This window comes from Rhizobium sp. RAF36 (assembly GCF_052114105.1).
In the GTDB taxonomy this organism is placed as follows: Bacteria; Pseudomonadota; Alphaproteobacteria; order Rhizobiales; family Rhizobiaceae; genus Rhizobium.
In genome coordinates, this window is record NZ_JBFREC010000002.1 from 992,621 (window position 1) to 1,007,826 (window position 15,206).

At 60.3% G+C, this 15,206-nt stretch carries 18 protein-coding genes; 11 read left to right on the top strand and 7 right to left on the bottom strand.

The window, feature by feature from the left end; all coding sequences use genetic code 11:
- The first annotated feature begins 374 nt into the window (after positions 1-374).
- Positions 375-2,399 (top strand): autotransporter domain-containing protein, encoded by a 2,025-nt coding sequence (locus AB4Z25_RS10805; RefSeq protein WP_162698657.1) that lies wholly within the window; start codon positions 375-377, stop codon positions 2,397-2,399.
- A gap of 205 nt (positions 2,400-2,604) precedes the next feature.
- A complete protein-coding gene (locus AB4Z25_RS10810; protein ID WP_112389816.1) occupies positions 2,605-3,096 on the top strand; it encodes a histidine kinase in 492 nt (163 codons plus the stop codon).
- 49 nt (positions 3,097-3,145) lie between these two features.
- On the opposite strand, the gene AB4Z25_RS10815 is transcribed toward AB4Z25_RS10810, so the two are convergent.
- Complete coding sequence (locus AB4Z25_RS10815; protein WP_112537285.1) at positions 3,146-4,054, bottom strand: AraC family transcriptional regulator; 909 nt, start codon at positions 4,052-4,054, stop codon at positions 3,146-3,148.
- 153 nt (positions 4,055-4,207) lie between these two features.
- Here AB4Z25_RS10815 and AB4Z25_RS10820 point away from each other — a divergent pair, with 153 nt between their 5' ends.
- Positions 4,208-4,987, top strand: coding sequence for an SDR family NAD(P)-dependent oxidoreductase (locus tag AB4Z25_RS10820; protein ID WP_442207980.1), 780 nt, complete (start codon positions 4,208-4,210; stop codon positions 4,985-4,987).
- A 31-nt stretch (positions 4,988-5,018) separates the two neighbouring features.
- Here AB4Z25_RS10820 and AB4Z25_RS10825 read toward each other — a convergent pair whose 3' ends face one another.
- Together AB4Z25_RS10825 and AB4Z25_RS10830 are read right to left on the bottom strand one after the other, a co-directional pair.
- Positions 5,019-5,663: a ThuA domain-containing protein gene (locus AB4Z25_RS10825; protein WP_112537287.1), complete on the bottom strand. Its 645-nt coding sequence runs from the start codon at positions 5,661-5,663 to the stop codon at positions 5,019-5,021.
- Between the two features lie 62 nt (positions 5,664-5,725).
- Positions 5,726-6,415 (bottom strand): helix-turn-helix transcriptional regulator, encoded by a 690-nt coding sequence (locus AB4Z25_RS10830; protein ID WP_112537288.1) that lies wholly within the window; start codon positions 6,413-6,415, stop codon positions 5,726-5,728.
- Between the two features lie 129 nt (positions 6,416-6,544).
- Here AB4Z25_RS10830 and AB4Z25_RS10835 point away from each other — a divergent pair, with 129 nt between their 5' ends.
- The 6 genes from AB4Z25_RS10835 (at position 6,545) to AB4Z25_RS10860 (ending at position 10,412) form a co-directional block, all read left to right on the top strand.
- Complete coding sequence (locus AB4Z25_RS10835) at positions 6,545-7,204, top strand: LysE family translocator (RefSeq protein WP_112537363.1); 660 nt, start codon at positions 6,545-6,547, stop codon at positions 7,202-7,204.
- Between the two features lie 147 nt (positions 7,205-7,351).
- Positions 7,352-8,062 carry a DNA helicase gene (locus tag AB4Z25_RS10840; RefSeq protein ID WP_112537289.1) on the top strand — a complete coding sequence of 237 codons (711 nt, stop codon included), beginning with the start codon at positions 7,352-7,354 and terminating at the stop codon, positions 8,060-8,062.
- A gap of 256 nt (positions 8,063-8,318) precedes the next feature.
- Positions 8,319-8,759 (top strand): c-type cytochrome, encoded by a 441-nt coding sequence (locus AB4Z25_RS10845; RefSeq protein ID WP_112517260.1) that lies wholly within the window; start codon positions 8,319-8,321, stop codon positions 8,757-8,759.
- Between the two features lie 105 nt (positions 8,760-8,864).
- Positions 8,865-9,779 (top strand): c-type cytochrome, encoded by a 915-nt coding sequence (locus tag AB4Z25_RS10850; protein ID WP_112537290.1) that lies wholly within the window; start codon positions 8,865-8,867, stop codon positions 9,777-9,779.
- Positions 9,780-9,819: 40 nt separating this feature from the next.
- The gene (locus tag AB4Z25_RS10855; RefSeq protein ID WP_112517258.1) at positions 9,820-10,074 is read left to right on the top strand and encodes a type II toxin-antitoxin system HicA family toxin; all 255 of its coding nucleotides are present in this window, start codon (positions 9,820-9,822) and stop codon (positions 10,072-10,074) included.
- Positions 10,071-10,412 carry a type II toxin-antitoxin system HicB family antitoxin gene (locus tag AB4Z25_RS10860; protein WP_112389826.1) on the top strand — a complete coding sequence of 114 codons (342 nt, stop codon included), beginning with the start codon at positions 10,071-10,073 and terminating at the stop codon, positions 10,410-10,412. The genes AB4Z25_RS10855 and AB4Z25_RS10860 overlap by 4 nt, the downstream gene beginning before the upstream one ends.
- An 86-nt stretch (positions 10,413-10,498) precedes the next feature.
- On the opposite strand, the gene AB4Z25_RS10865 is transcribed toward AB4Z25_RS10860, so the two are convergent.
- Entirely contained in the window at positions 10,499-10,891 is a 393-nt protein-coding gene (locus AB4Z25_RS10865; RefSeq protein ID WP_442207981.1) for an ester cyclase, read from the bottom strand.
- Positions 10,892-11,188: 297 nt separating this feature from the next.
- On the opposite strand from AB4Z25_RS10865, the gene AB4Z25_RS10870 reads away from it, so the two are divergent.
- Entirely contained in the window at positions 11,189-12,154 is a 966-nt protein-coding gene (locus AB4Z25_RS10870; protein WP_112537292.1) for a phytanoyl-CoA dioxygenase family protein, read from the top strand.
- Between the two features lie 15 nt (positions 12,155-12,169).
- Here AB4Z25_RS10870 and AB4Z25_RS10875 read toward each other — a convergent pair whose 3' ends face one another.
- A complete protein-coding gene (locus AB4Z25_RS10875) occupies positions 12,170-12,664 on the bottom strand; it encodes a GNAT family N-acetyltransferase (RefSeq protein ID WP_112389829.1) in 495 nt (164 codons plus the stop codon).
- 223 nt (positions 12,665-12,887) lie between these two features.
- Positions 12,888-13,037, bottom strand: a complete 150-nt coding sequence (locus AB4Z25_RS10880) for a hypothetical protein (protein ID WP_162698658.1) — start codon at positions 13,035-13,037, stop codon at positions 12,888-12,890.
- Between the two features lie 368 nt (positions 13,038-13,405).
- On the opposite strand from AB4Z25_RS10880, the gene AB4Z25_RS10885 reads away from it, so the two are divergent.
- Positions 13,406-14,515 carry a DegT/DnrJ/EryC1/StrS family aminotransferase gene (locus tag AB4Z25_RS10885; RefSeq protein WP_112389830.1) on the top strand — a complete coding sequence of 370 codons (1,110 nt, stop codon included), beginning with the start codon at positions 13,406-13,408 and terminating at the stop codon, positions 14,513-14,515.
- 14 nt (positions 14,516-14,529) lie between these two features.
- Here the strand turns inward: AB4Z25_RS10885 and AB4Z25_RS10890 are convergent, their stop codons facing one another.
- Positions 14,530-15,099, bottom strand: a complete 570-nt coding sequence (locus tag AB4Z25_RS10890; RefSeq protein WP_112537364.1) for an acyltransferase — start codon at positions 15,097-15,099, stop codon at positions 14,530-14,532.
- Positions 15,100-15,206: the final 107 nt, after the last annotated feature.

Sequence of the window (15,206 nt, forward strand, 5' to 3'; positions counted from 1 at the left end):
TCCGGCGCTTTCCCGCTGCCCGGCATCCGGACCTTTTTTGGTATTTGGTTAAATGGCCGCCCGGCGCGATGCGCCATTTCGAAACTGATTAAAGTTTTTAATCATGTTCTGAATGAGGCTGCGCGGCCTCAGGTTGCAAAGGTTTCTAGCGCATAAATTGCGCTAAAAAAGCAACTTTTTGTAAAGTACGCACTGAATTGCAACCATATTGACAGGTGCTTTCCGGCTTGCTCGAAAGCTGTCCGGCCGCCCGTTTTGCGCGGCGGCATGCACAGTATTTCCTTTTTAAGCAATTGAAAAAGCAGGGTGAGCTTTTGAAAATGATGACGCAAATCAAAGATCGAACGGGCGCCGGATACATGGGGCGGCGGCTCTTGGAAAGCTCTGCACTCGCGCTGGTGCTCTGTTCCGGGTTAGCCATAACGGTGATGTCAGGTTCGGCACGCGCGGATAGCAGCGATGACGCGCTCACTATCGCCGATCCGGGCAACGATCCTTACAACTTCCATACCAAAGGAATCAGCGGTGATGGCAAGGTTGTGGTCGGAAGTGCGGACTTTACGCAAGGCACACAGGCCATATCCTGGGACACATTTCGCAACGTCACGCCACTGAATGTGCCAACCGGCGCCACCGACGGTGAAGCCACGGCTACAAACACCGACGGTTCGGTGATTGTTGGCTCCGCCGTTGTTGGCAATCTACGGCAAGCCATTCGCTGGACATCGGCAGGTACCGATCTGCTCGATACGATCGCAGGCAGCTCGAATTCCTATGCAAACGGCGTCAGCGGAGATGGCTCGATCATTGTCGGCTACGTCGACTACAACGCCTCGACCTACTACCGTCAGGCCTTCAGATGGTCTGGCGGAACCATGGTGGGGCTCGATGGCCTTCTTAGTGGTGCATCCTCTGTAGCCAACGGGATCAGCCGCGACGGGTCGGTCATCGTCGGTACTGCCAACGACGGTGACTATGACCGCGCGGTCCGTTGGACCGATGACGGGAGTCAGATAGGCCAGCTCCCTCTTCTAACCGGTGGAACAACGTCTTCGGCCTTGGCAGTCAATGATGACGGTTCGGTTGTCGTCGGCTTTGCAAACACATCAAATGTCACTCACGCGTTCCGATGGACGTCTGCCGGTGGTACCAAAGATATCGACACACTGGAGAGTACGATATCCCTCGCTAACGCTGTTAGTGGTGACGGTTCCGTTGTCGTTGGACAGGTCTACAGCGGACAATCCTTCCGCGCCTTTCGGTGGACCGAAGCGACCGGCATGATGACAGTAGAAGACTGGCTGCGCAGCAAAGATATCGCATTCAGCTATGATTTCACTAATTCGGCGACCGGCATATCCGCCGACGGCAATATTATCGTAGGTGGCACTTCGAGCGGCGGTATGTTCGTCGCACGTGTCACCACGCCGAACACAGGCGATGGCGACACGCCCGGCCCCACCTCCGGCATCATCGACGTGCAGCAGTACAACACCACCCTGGTCGCCAAGCCCTCCACACAGGTCGGTCTCGGCTATGCCAACACCGTTCTCCAGGGTGCACATGGCGAGCCGATGCGCGATCTGCTTGGCCTCGGCCAGCGTTCCGTCGCCTTCACCTCCGACATCGGCTATGACGACAGCCGCGTTTCGAACGGTGGCGTCGGCATCGGCGACGTGACCTTCGGTTACGGTCTTGCAGAAGGCGTCACCGCCCGCTTTGCCGGCGGCGGTCTCTACACCAAGCAGGATATCGAGACCGGCGGCGACTTCCATCAGGCGGCCTTTTACATGTCGCCGGAAGCCACCATCGCGCTCGGCAGCAGCAACGTCTATGCGACGATCGGCGGCTACTATTCGACCGGCCGGATGAACATCCACCGCGGCTATATGAATGGCGCGGCGATGGACTTTTCGCATGGCGAAACCGACGTCGATACCTACGGCGCCAAGATCCGCTTCGACTGGCTGAACGCGGCAACGATCGCAGGCACCAAGCTGACGCCCTATGCGAGCCTGACCTACGCTCACTCGCATATGGACGGCTACACGGAAGAGGGCGGCTCCTTTCCGTCGGCCTTCGATTCCGTCAACGACCACTCGACGGTTGCTCGCATCGGCGTCGATTTCATCCATGACGTGACGGAGACCGTCCGCCTGACGGCCCGTGCTGAAGCCGACTACCGCTTTGAGAAGACCACGGCGGGCACCAGCGGCCAGATCGTCGGCCTCTCGGCCTTCGAATTCGACGGCGAAGACGTCAAGCAGCTCTGGCTGCGCGGCGCCATCGGCACCGAGTTCGACGTCGCAGGCGGCACCGCCTCCCTCGGCATCAACGTCACCACCGAAGGCGACGATCCGAACGTCTGGCTGCGCTCCGGCTGGAACGTCAAGTTCTGATCATTGCCTCGATAGTCGTGAGCAAGACACCCGGCGTCATCGGCGCCGGGTGTTTTCGTTTGCGGCTACACGCGATAAGCGCCGCGCCGCCGGACCATTTTTGGGCACAAGCCTAAAAGCGGCGCCTTGGCGCTGGTCATTCCAAATTGCGTTAATGCTAAAGCGTTATGGCTTGTTGCCCCAATTTCCAAAGAGGACACTACCCATGAAAATCTTGCTTGCAGGCGTCGTTCTGGCCGCATTGCTGCCCGGCATCAGCCAGGCCAAGACGCTTGAATTTCCAAGCGACGCGCCGATCGCCGAAATTGCCATCCCCGACGCCTGGAACCCTGAAGAGACCGATACCGGCATCCAGGCGACCTCGGCAGACTCCGCAATCTATCTCTCGATCGACATTGCCGACGAGAAGACGACCGACAAGGTCATCGACGATGCCGTCGCCTTCCTTGAAAAGAACGGCGTCAAGATCGACGGTTCGACCCAGAAGAAGTCCGATGAGCAGATCAACGGCATGGACATGACCAATTTCGACTGGACCGGCAAGGACGACGACGGCGCCGTCAATGTCGGCCTGTCGCTGCTCTCACCGAAAGCCGGAAAGCTTCTCGTCATCACCTATTGGGGCTCCCAGGGCACCCAGGAAGCGCATGCTTCCGAACTGCAGGGTATCATCAGCTCGCTGAAGGCGGCTGAATAAGTGAAACGGGCGGATGCTTCGCTACGGGGCATCCGCCTGTTAGACGAAATCAGGCGACCGCCTGGAACGGCATCGCCTTGATCTCTGTGACATCCCGCTTCGGCGGCGTGCCGAAGGTGCGGGCATATTCGCGGCTGAACTGTGAGGCGCTTTCATAGCCCACTTCGTAGGCCGCCGTCGCAACGCTGGCGCCATCCGCCACCATCAGCCGCCGCGCTTCGAGCAGGCGCAGGTTCTTCTGATATTGCAGCGGCGTCATCGCCGTCATGTCCTTGAAATGCTGGTGGAAGGACGAGGGGCTCATGCGGGCTGCCGCCGCCAGCTGTTCGATGCGCATGGGCGCTGTGAAATTGTCGCGCAGCAGGTTTATCGCATCCGTCATCCGCTTTGCGTGGCTGCCGGGCAGTGCCAGCTTGCAGACTTCGCGGCCGTTCGGCCCTGTCAGCAGCCAGTAGCAGATCTCGCGCATGATTGCCGGATAGAGCACCGGGATCGCCTTCGGCGTCTCGGTCAGCCGCACGAGGCGCAGCACGCAATCGGCCAGCACGCCGTCGAAATCCTGCACGAAGACACCGGCCGCGCCTTCGCCGGCCGGGCGCGGCGGCTCTTCCATCGCCTCCATCACCTCGCGCAGGATCGCCACGTCGAAATCGATGTTGAGGCCGATATAGGGCGCCTCCTTGCTGGCTTGGGTTATCTGCCCTAGCGCCGGCACTTCGAAGGTCACCACCAGCGACTGCATCTCGTGGTAATCGAACACCCGGTCGCCGACCATGATCTGCTTGGCGCCCTGCACGACGACGCAGATCGTCGGCCGGTAGATCATGTGGCGCGGCATGACAGGCTGGCTGACGCGCGAGACGGAAAGGGCAGGGACCGGCGTCTGGAAGCGCCCTTCGGCATCGCCCGCGAGCCGGTCGATATAATCGAGGATGGCATGTCTCAAGGGTGTCAGCATGGAAAGAAACTCCTTGCGTGAAGATATGCGCCACAGAGGCGCCTCCCGCAACTAGCTTGGAGGAATGGGCAAGAAATTCGAGAGTTCCGGCATCAACAGGAAGCCGTTTCGAGCCTACCGTCTGAGCATCCCATTCAACAGAGGAATGCGAAGATGCCTAGCGAAACGCAAGTGAATTCAAAGCACAAGATCGCAATCGTCACCGGCGGCAGCCGCGGTCTCGGCCGCAACACCATCGTCAACCTGGCAAGACGTGGCGTCGATGTGATCTTCACCTACCGTGCAAATCGGGCAGAAGCCGATGCTGCCGTTGCCGAGATCGAGGCGCTCGGCGCCAGGGCTTTCGCCTTCCAGCTGGATACCGGCCGCGTAAGCGATTTCAACGCCTTCGTCGAACAGGTGAAAGAAACGTTGCAGACCCTTGGAACCGATCGTTTCGACTATCTCGTCAACAATGCCGGCAACAGCTATCACGCGCCGATATCAGAGACGACGGAGGAGGCCTTCGACGAGCTCGTCAATATCCACTTCAAGGGCGTCTATTTCCTGACGCAGAAGCTGCTGCCGCTGATGAATGACGGCGGCCGCATCATCAATATCTCCAGCGGCCTTGCCCGCTTCACGGTGCCGGGCATTTCCGCCTATGCCTCGGTGAAGGGCGCCATCGAGGTCTTCACCCGCTATCTCGCCAAGGAACTCGGCCCCCGCCGCATCACCGCCAACACGGTCGCTCCGGGCGCCGTCCAGACCGATTTCAGCGGCGGCGTCGTTCGCGACAACCCGGCTTATAACAAGATGGTCTCCGATACGACGGCGCTCGGCCGCCCGGGCCTGCCCGACGATCTCGGCCCGATGATCGCCTCGCTGCTCTCTGACGACAATCGCTGGGTCAACGGCCAGCGCATCGAAGTCTCCGGCGGCGCAAATCTCTAACTCATGAAGGCGCGTGGCTGCGGCCAGCCACTCAGCCGCGCGCCGCCCACAGCAGTCCGCGGCGCAGGATTTCGCGCATATGTGCGTGCTCGTATTCGGCCGCGACATGGCCGAGGGCCGAGTAGAAGATGCGGCCCTGTCCGAAATGCCGCTTGAAGACGACGGGCATCACCACATTGCGCGCCGCCTCGTCATATTCGCCGCTGAAGGTCGTCGTCGCCAGCACTTCGACGGTCGGGTCGTAGTGCAGGTAATATTGCTCAGAGCGATAGTCGAAGTCGGGAATGCCCTCTACGACGGGATCGTTCTGCCTGGTGATGTTGACGCGGAAATCGATGATATTTCCGGGGTGCGAAACCCAAGTGACGCCGGAAACGTAGCGGAAGGGCGCGCTTTCCTTGAAGGAAGTCGCCAACGCTCCATGCGGCCCGCCAAGCCCCAGCCCGCCGCGCACCGCCTCGACCAGCGCATCGGCATGCGCCTTTTCCAACTTTTCGCCGGTGATGATGGGCACCAGCAGGTCGGCCTTCGCGATATCGGGTGAGCCGAAAATGCCGAGATCGCCGGTCACTTCAGTGGAAAAACCGCTCTTCCGCAGGATGTCGCCGACGACGCCAGCGCATTCCTCCGGCTCGTGACCCTTCCATCCGCCCCAGACGACGATTGCGTTGCGCATTCCTCCACTCCCATGCTGATTCCTCAAATGCCAGGGCAACATAGGGCGAAGATCGCCTGATGTCAGGCCGGAGGATTGGCCCAGCCGCGCATCCATTCCTCGCGCAGCCGGTCGCCATCGCCGCGGAAGAAGGCCGCAGCGCTCTCGCAATGCTCCACACGGTCGCTGCGGAAATTGCGGATCGCCTGTCTGAGTTCGCACCAGCCGACGATATTGGCGTATTGCGAATAATAGATCAGCGCGATCGGCCGGATGACGCGCTCCGTCGCGCGGCCCAGTTCGTCGCGATAGTCGAGCGACAGTTTCTCCTCGTCGCGGATTGCCCGCCTGACCATGCCGAGATCGAAACCGGCAGGCGGCTGCGCCACCGAGCCCCAGGCATAGAGCGCCTTGTTCTCCATCGCCTGCCGGAGCGGGCCGGGAACAGCGCCCGATATCTTCTGGTTCACCCGCCGCGCCGCCTGTTTCAACTCGTTGTCGCCGGTGCGGTCGAGAAGCGCGAGCGACAGCACGATCGCCTCCATCTCCTCGATCGAAAACATCAGCGGCGGCAGGTCGAAACCTGGGCGCATGATATAGCCGATGCCGCGCCCGCCCTCGATCGGCACGCGCATCGCCTGGAGGGCAGCGATATCGCGGTAGATCGACCGGACCGTTACCTCCAGCTGGTCGGCCATCGCCTGCGCCGTCATCGGCTTCTTCGAAAGCCGGAGGATCTGGATGATCTCGAAAAGCCGCGATGCCTTGCGCATTTTGCCCGCTCGTTGAAACGCTCCTGACAATACACTGTCAGTTGCCCTTGCGTATAGCCATTGCTTATCGGGTTGAAATCAAAGGCGGAGAGCGAAATTATGCCGCCAAACAGCAAACGGGCAACTGACATGACATACAGCGAAAACCTCTGGCTTTATTTCACGCTTCTCTTCGGCATCATCATCGTTCCCGGCATGGACATGCTCTTCGTGCTCGCCAATTCGCTGACCGGCGGCCGGGCACGCGGCATGGCGGCAACGGCGGGCATCATGGCGGGCGGGGCGGTGCATTCGCTCTACGGCGCGATCGGCGTCGGCATTCTCGCCAGCCTGCTGCCATCGCTCTTCGCGCCGCTGCTTTTCATCGGCGCCGCCTACATGGTCTGGATCGGCTTCACGCTGATCCGCAGCTCGATCACCGTCAACGCGGTCGGCGATGGCGCGGTGCGCACCGATTGGCGCGCCTTCCGGCAGGGCGCCATCACCTGCCTGATCAATCCCAAGGCCTATCTCTTCATGCTGGCCGTCTATCCGCAATTCCTGAAGCCTGTCTACGGGCCGATCTGGATGCAGGGGGTGATCATGGGCCTGATGACGCTCGCCACCCAGTTCGCCATCTACGGCGCCGTCGCCTTTACCGCCGACCGCAGCCGCACCCTCTTGATCGCCAATCCCGGCGTCACCATCATGGTCGGCCGCGTTGCCGGAGCACTGCTGATCATCGTCGCGGTCCTGACGGCGTGGCATGGCTGGGAGACGGAAGTGCAATTCTCCGGCGCCGGCAATTGAGCTATGATCTGATTCTGGCGCGGCCCGTGCCTCCCCCCCTCCGAAGGGAAAGTATCGATCATGCAGGGCATCTGATCATCGAACCCACTGTCCGGGCACGACGCATAAGGAGGGAATGCAGCCATTGCCCGCATCAGGAGGTTTATGATGAAACTGTCTGCACCTGTCTATCGCCTGAAACGAAAGGCAAAGCTCCTCTCCCGCGAGGAGAACATCCCCCTGCACGAAGCACTCGACCGGATCGCCGCCAGGGAAGGCTTTTCGGGCTGGAGCCTATTATCCGCGAAGCTGGCGGAGGTCATGCCGGCAAGCGAACTCTTTGCCCGCCTCAGCCCCGGTGATCTCGTTCTCCTCGGCGCGCGTCCCGGCCACGGCAAGACGCTGATAAGCCTGGAGCTTGCCGTCGAGGCGATGAAATCGGGCTATCGCAGTGCCTTCTTCACGCTGGAATATACGGAGAGGGACGTCCTCGACCGCTTCCGCATGATCGGCGCCGATTGGGAGCGCTACAAGGCGCTCTTTGAGTTCGATACGTCGGAGGCGATCAGTGCCGACTACATCGCGGGCCGTCTGGCATCCGCCGCGCGTGGCACGCTCGTGATCATCGATTACCTGCAGATCCTCGACCAGCGGCGGGACAAGCCGGATCTGATGACGCAGGTGCGGACGCTGAAGGCTTTCGCGCAGGAACGAGGCGTCGTCATCGTCTTCATCTCGCAGATCGACCGATCCTACGATCCGGCGGTGAAGCCGTGCCCTGATATGACCGATATCCGGTTGCCAAACCCGCTGGATCTCGGCCTGTTCGACAAGGCGTGCTTCGTAAACAACGGGGCGATCGAGTTCCGGGCGGCTTAGCACTAGCTCCCTATGTGCCCGCAGCCCCCTCATCCGCCCTGCGGGCACCTTCTCCCCTCGGGGAGAAGGTGGCGGTAGCCGGATGAGGGGGCCACCGACGCCAATGTCGCGCAAGTTCGCTAGCGCCCTACCAATTTGAAATCCCTGTCATATCACCCAATTGTTACTTCGCGGCCTAAAGAAACTTGCCATCATGCGGCCGCGAATAAGAGGCGCCGGGATTCTAAGCCCTCGGTATCCAAGAGGAGTCTGCAATATGAAATTCAAAGCGATAGCGGCGGCTGTCATGGTTGCCGGAATGGCGGCCACGGCGGTCTTTGCTCAGGACGGCACGCATGAAGCGCGCGAAGCCATGATGAAGAAGATCGGCGGTTCCGTCGGCGCCATGTCGGCCATTGCCAAGGGCGAGAAGCCCTACGATGCCGAAGCCATCAAGGCGGCGCTGACCACCATTTCGGAAACCGCCAAGGCTTTCCCCGACCAGTTCAAGCCCGGCACCGAGCAGGGCGACAAGGAAGCCAGCCCGAAAATCTGGGAAAACATGGCGGACTTCAAGGCGCGCGCCGACAAGCTCAGCACCGACGCCGATACGATCCTCGCCCAGCTTCCGGCAGATTCCGCCGGTGTCGGTGGTGCGCTGAAGACCCTCGGCGCCAATTGCGGCGGCTGTCATCAGGCCTACCGCCTGAAGGAATAGCGGTAGGCCTTTCCCATCCTTGAAGCTTTCGGTCCGTTCCCGTCTTGCCGCGGGTGCGGGCCGGTTTATGTTTAGATGCAGTGATTGCGAAAAGGGGAGCGGCCGATGGTCCGCAGGTTCATCCGGTTCTTGCTCTGTCTGATCGGCGTCGCCGTTCTCGGTGGCGCCGCTTTCTATTTCATCACCGCTCCCAATCCGCTGCCCGAGAGCCACTGGGCCGGTCTCGGCGAACCTGATCTCAAGAATGGCGAAATGGTCTTCTGGGCCGGCGGCTGCGTCAGCTGTCATGCAGCACCGGGTTCGCAGGGCGATGCCAAGCTGACGCTCGCGGGCGGTCTAGCACTGAAGAGCCCCTTCGGAACTTTCCACGTTCCCAATATCTCCCCGGATGAGAAGGCCGGCATCGGCACCTGGACGCTGGCGCAATTCGGCAACGCCATGAAGCGCGGCGTCGGCCCACAGGGCCAGCACCTTTATCCGTCCTTCCCCTACGGCTCCTATGCGCGCATCAGCGACAAGGATGTCGTCGACCTCTTCGGCTACATCAAGACCCTGCCGAAAAGCGAAAACGTCGCGCCGCCGCATGAACTGCCGTTCCCCTACAATATCCGCCTGGCGCTCGGCGGCTGGAAATTCCTGTATTTCAACGATCAGCCCCGCGTCGTGCTCGCCAATGCCGACGACAAGCTGAGGCGTGGCCAGTATCTCGTCGAAGGCCCCGGCCATTGCGGCGAATGCCATACGCCCCGCGACGCGCTCGGCGGCTTCAAGCCCGACATGTGGTTGGCAGGCGCCCCGAACCCGGAAGGCGAGGGCCGCATTCCCAACATCACCCCCGGCGGCCAGGATGTCGGCAACTGGAGCGAATCCGACATCGCCAACTACCTCGAAACCGGCTTCACCCCGGACTTCGACTCCGCCGGCGGCTCGATGACCGAGGTCCAGCAGAACATCGCACATCTGCCGAAGAGCGACATCGAGGCGATCGCCGCCTATCTGAAGGCAGTGCCGAAGCGGTGATGCTTGCAAAAAATGCTAGCACCGCTTATCTTGCCACGAGATGAATGGGCGCCACAAACGGACATTGCAGTCAGTCTTTCGCGATCCGGTGTCTGGCTCGATCGTGTGGGATGACATCGAAAGCCTGTTGCTGGCTGCCGGTTGCGTCATCGTCGAAGGAAGCGGCTCGCGCGTGCGGTTCGAAAAGGACGGCAAACTGGCTTTCTTCCATCGCCCGCATCCGGAAAAGGAAGCCAAGCGCTACCAAGTGAGGGATGCCAGGCGCTTCCTGCAGTCATTGGGAGTTGAGCCATGAATGTGATGAGTTACAAGGGTTATGCTGCGCGCATCGAATTCGATGCCGAAGATGAAATCTTCTTCGGCAATATCGCCGGAATTTCCGATGTCATCGGCTTCCATGCCAACACCGTCGAAGACCTGAAAAGCGCCTTTCACGAGGCCGTCGACGACTATCTCGAGACCTGCCGCAAGATCGGCAAGGAGCCGCAGAAGAGTTTCTCCGGCAAGATGATGTTCCGCGTCGATCCGGATGTGCACGCCCGCGCCGCAAGGGCGGCCGAATTGGCAGGAAAGAGCCTGAACCAGTGGGCGGAAGAAGTGCTGGCGAGCGCAGCGGATAAGTCTGCGGCGTAATTTTGTTATTGCACGTCAAGACGTGTCTCAACTTCCCTTGTTCTCGTGACGGGCACAGGAATTAGCGCAGTGAGATAGCACGAAGCCTACATCCCCAGCTGCCCCTCGATCGCCGCCTTGTCGATCACCGACCAGACTTCACGCACCTTTCCATCCTCGAACCGATAGAACACGTTCTCCGCAAAGGTGAGGCGCCGGCCGTTGACCGGCAATCCCATGAATATCCCAAAGGGCGTGCAATCGAAGGCAAGGCGGGCGGCGATGTAAGGCGGATCGGCGGCGAGCAGTTCGATGGTAAAGCGAAGGTCGGGGATTTCGCGATAGTCGTTCTCCAGCATGGCGCGATAGCCGGCCACGCCGAACGGCCGGCCATTGTGTTGGGCATCTGGATGGACGAAGGCGTCGAGCTTCGGCCAATCCTGTGCATTCAGGCAGTCGATGTATTGGCGGTAAATCTCTTCCAGCTTGTCTTTTGTCACAGCGGTACCATTCCTTGTCTGTCGCCAACCCTCTCCGATCGAGTTAATCCGAAAGGAGTATAGCGGTTCCATATCTTTCCCATGCGTGGTGCTGCCCGGAAGAGGTTGCAGATGAATATACAGTCGCGCCATGGTTATATTTAAGTTTAAAAAGTATTATTCCATCCAGCGAGAACAAATAAATGCCGTATTGCAGCACAATTGTTTTCGTGCTGCCCGATGCTTGCCGCCTTGGCGAGATCTCATCCGTGACTGACTGAAGAACGCTCTGGTCTTCTGTAAGAAAAGGATAGTTGAATGCACGGCATATCTGTCTCCCGGAATAATGATCTTGAAGCCGTCGCCCGCAAAGGCGGCAAGCTGCGCCGTATGGCGGTGCGCATCCCGACCTATCTTGCCGATGTCAGGGAGAACCCGGCCTGGCTGCCGATGTTCCTGCTGGCGCGCACCATTCCGGGCCGCCGCGCCCATTGGCTGACGGCAAGGCGCGTCAATGACGGGGAACAGGCGTTGCCGTCGATGTTTGAGGGAGCCGCAGTGGAAACTGTCGTTGCCAGCCTCAGGGGCGAGGGGCTGTTTTCGGGGCTCGTGCTGCCGGAGGGCATTCACCGGCAGATCGCGCGCTTTGCTGCGGAGACGCCGTGCTTCGGCAATTTCGATCGCCGCATGGAATTCCTGGCGCCTGAGCACCGCGATGCCGAGAAACGCTTCGGCCGCCCGCTGCTCAGCGGTCACCATTTCGAGCGGGCTCTCGATTGCGATGCCGTGCTTGCTGTCCAGCGCGATCCGCTGCTGTCTGCGGTCGCGAGGCAATATCTCGGCGCCCAGGCGCAGCTCATCACCACCCGCATCTGGTGGAGCTTCCCGACCGAAGCCAGCGAAGCCGATCGCAGCCTCGCCTCGCTCGACAAATATCACTTTGATCTCGACGACTGGCGGATGCTGAAGTTCTTCTTCTATCTCGTCGATGTCGACGAGGGCACCGGCCCGCATGTCTATGTCAGGGGCAGCCACAGAAGGCGTAGCGTCAGGCATCAGCTGACCCTGCTGGTCGGTCATCCTGCCGATGAAATCCTGGATTACTATGGCAGCGATAGCGCCGTGACGCTGACCGGCAAGGCCGGGCAGGGCTTCGTCGAGGATCCCTTCGGCTTCCACATGGGCACGGTGCCTGTCACCGCGCCCCGGCTGATGATGGAGGTCGGCTTTGGCGTCTCCAAGCCATCCCGGCGCCGCTTCCACGGCGAGCCGGTGATCCGCTGAAACGCCTGAAGGCGCTCAGGCGAGTGCCTGCATATAGCGCATGCCGGTCACCGGGCGCGCTGTGAAATCCATGTACTGGTAGAAGCGATGGGCCTGGATATTGCCGGTCGCGGCGCTGACCGAAAGGTAGTCGCAGCCGGCGCCCTTTGCCGTCTCGCGGGCGCGGTTGACGAGGTGCTGGCCGATACCGTGGCCGCGATGGCCGTCGCGCACGAAGAGATGGTGCAGATCCATGCCGCGCTTGCCTTCCTGGGCGCGGTAGAGCGGGCAGAGGATCGCGTAGCCGATCAGGCCTTCATCGGTTTCCGCCACCAGCGCGGTGATCCACGGCACGGTGCCGAACAGGTCACGCTCCAGCTGTTCCATCGTCGATGCCGAGGCATCGCCATGGTGGATGGCAAGCAGGTTGATCATGTCGTTGAGTTCGGGCAGATCGCGCGGCTTGGCCGTGCGGATGGTCACCACCGGCGGGCGGATCAGCGAAATTTCACTGTCTTCGATTTCAATCATGGCCTTCGCGTCCTTGTGTGTTTCTGCCGTCAGGACGCTGCTGATACAACAAAGCCGCCTGACGGCGGCTTGTTGACAATATGATCTGTCGGGCCGCCCTCTAGAGGTACAGCCAAAAGTACGAGCGGTTGATGTGCGCGTTCTGGATCATGGAATGATAGATTCTCCAGAACGGAAACTTTGTCAATGGCACTTCGGGCAGCCTTTGGAGGTATGCCTGCAATTAGCAGAAGGCATAGATCAGCCCGGCGATTGCCGCGATGCAGATCACCGTCAGCGCCCCGCGCTCGATCCGCCCGCTCATCGCGGCCACCATGCGGCAAGCGATGAAAGGCTGAAGATCAAGACGACAAGCGCCATGATCGCGCACCATCCAAGGATCCGGCGGACGGCCGGTGGAGTGCGCAGCAGATAGGTTTTCAATCCGGCCGGAGGCCGCGCCATGGTCTCAGCGGACGTCACATCCGGCCGTTCGTTTTCCGTATTCGCCATATGGACGACCTCGCGATGCCGCTCAATGTCAGCCGTTGCATCCCCATGAAAGTGCGCCCGAGTGGATGCTACACCAGCAACCCTGTTCTGGCTTTTGCATTTGACATGTCGGCGAAGATAACCGCGCACCAGACGCTTCGCGAATTGCAGGAGCGCGCGTGGGGATGGCCAAGGCAAGTTTGACAAAAGCTATGGATGCAAAGGTCCTCGCAACGATCCCGCGACGGATTCTCTCACCAAGTGGCCCTGATGAAAAACGAGAAGATTTTTGTTACCCGACCCAGCTTGCCGCCACTGGAAGAATTCATTCCATCGCTGGAGAAGATATGGGACAGCAAGATCCTGACGAATGGCGGGCCTTTCCACCAGGAGCTTGAAGAGCGCCTCGCGGAGCATCTTGGTGTCGGGTATGTGAGTCTGTTTGCCAATGGCACGATGGCCTTGCTGACCGCGCTTCAGGCATTGCGCATCACCGGCGAGGTGATCACCACTCCGTATTCGTTCGTCGCCACCTCGCACTCGCTTCTGTGGAACGGCATCCAGCCTGTCTTCGTCGATATCGACCCTGTCACGCTCAACATCGATCCGGCACGCATCGAAGGCGCCATCACCCAGCACACGACGGCGATCATGCCGGTTCATTGCTACGGCCATCCCTGCGATGTCGATGCGATCCAGCGCATCGCCGACAACTACAATCTCAAGGTCATCTATGATGCCGCCCATGCGTTCGGCGTCAAAGACCATCGCGGCAGCGTCCTGAACTATGGCGACCTTTCTGTCGTCAGCTTCCACGCGACCAAGGTCTTCAACACGTTCGAGGGCGGCGCCATCGTCTCTCCCGACGCCAAGACCAAGGCACGGATCGACAATCTGAAGAATTTCGGCCATGTCGGCGAAGTGACGGTCGTCGCACCCGGCACGAACGGAAAGATGAGCGAATTCAATGCAGCGCTCGGCGTTCTGCAGCTGAAATATGTCGATGTCGCAATCGAGGCCCGTTCCCGGATCGATGCCGCCTATCGCGAGCAGCTTGCAGGCATCAAGGGCATCCATTGCCTTGGCGCATCAACGGAAACGGTCGCCAACTATTCCTATTTCCCGGTCCTCATCCGTCCGGATTTCCCGATGTCGCGCGATGATGTCTACGACCGGCTCAAGGACCTCGGCATTCATGCGCGCCGCTATTTCTACCCGCTGATTTCAAGCTATCCGATGTATCGCAGCCTGCCATCCGCCGGCACCGGCAATCTTCCGGTTGCGACGGAAGCTGCGTCCCAGGTGCTTTGCCTGCCGATCTACCCGGATCTGGAAATGGCGACGGTGGAGAAGATCACCGATTTCCTGCGCTCGGCATAACCGCCCTTGCTTGATTAGCCTCTGTCCAGCATCGCCTTCTCATGGTCGAGAAAGGTGCGGCTGCGTGGCTTCAGGGGGCGGGCCGGATTGCCGGCATAGATCATGAATGGGTCGAGGCTCTTGTTGACGAGTGTCATCGCGCCGGCAGCAGCGCCTTCGCCGATCGTCACGCCGGGAAGAACGACTGCGCCGGTGCCGATGATCGCATGGCGGCCGATCGTCACCCCTTTGGAAATGACGTTGGTGAAATCGGCAGGAACCGTCGGGTTGGTCAGCCATTCGCCGCTATAGTCGTCGCTTCGAGCATATATCGAAACGCGTGCCGACAATCCACTGAAGCTCTGCATGGTGATCCGCGCGTCACCCTTGCCGCCATGCAGAGTGCAGTGGCTGGCGATGTGGATATAGTCCTGCAGCACGATCTCGCCGCTGAGAATGGTGAAGTCGTCGATCCGTACGTGATCCCCGAGGCTGATCGCCGGGGCGCCGTAGATGCGGGCAAACCTGCTGACCTTGCAGTTCTTGCCGAACGCTTTCAGGCCCAGCGCATGCAGCTCTTCATGTGACAAAAAGCTATCGGTCATCGCAAATATCCCCATCCCGATCGTCAGATCCAAATTGGCGTCATGTCTAACCGATTCGACGCGCGGCTGCGGCATACCCGTGGGATTTCACATTTTTGCATGACATT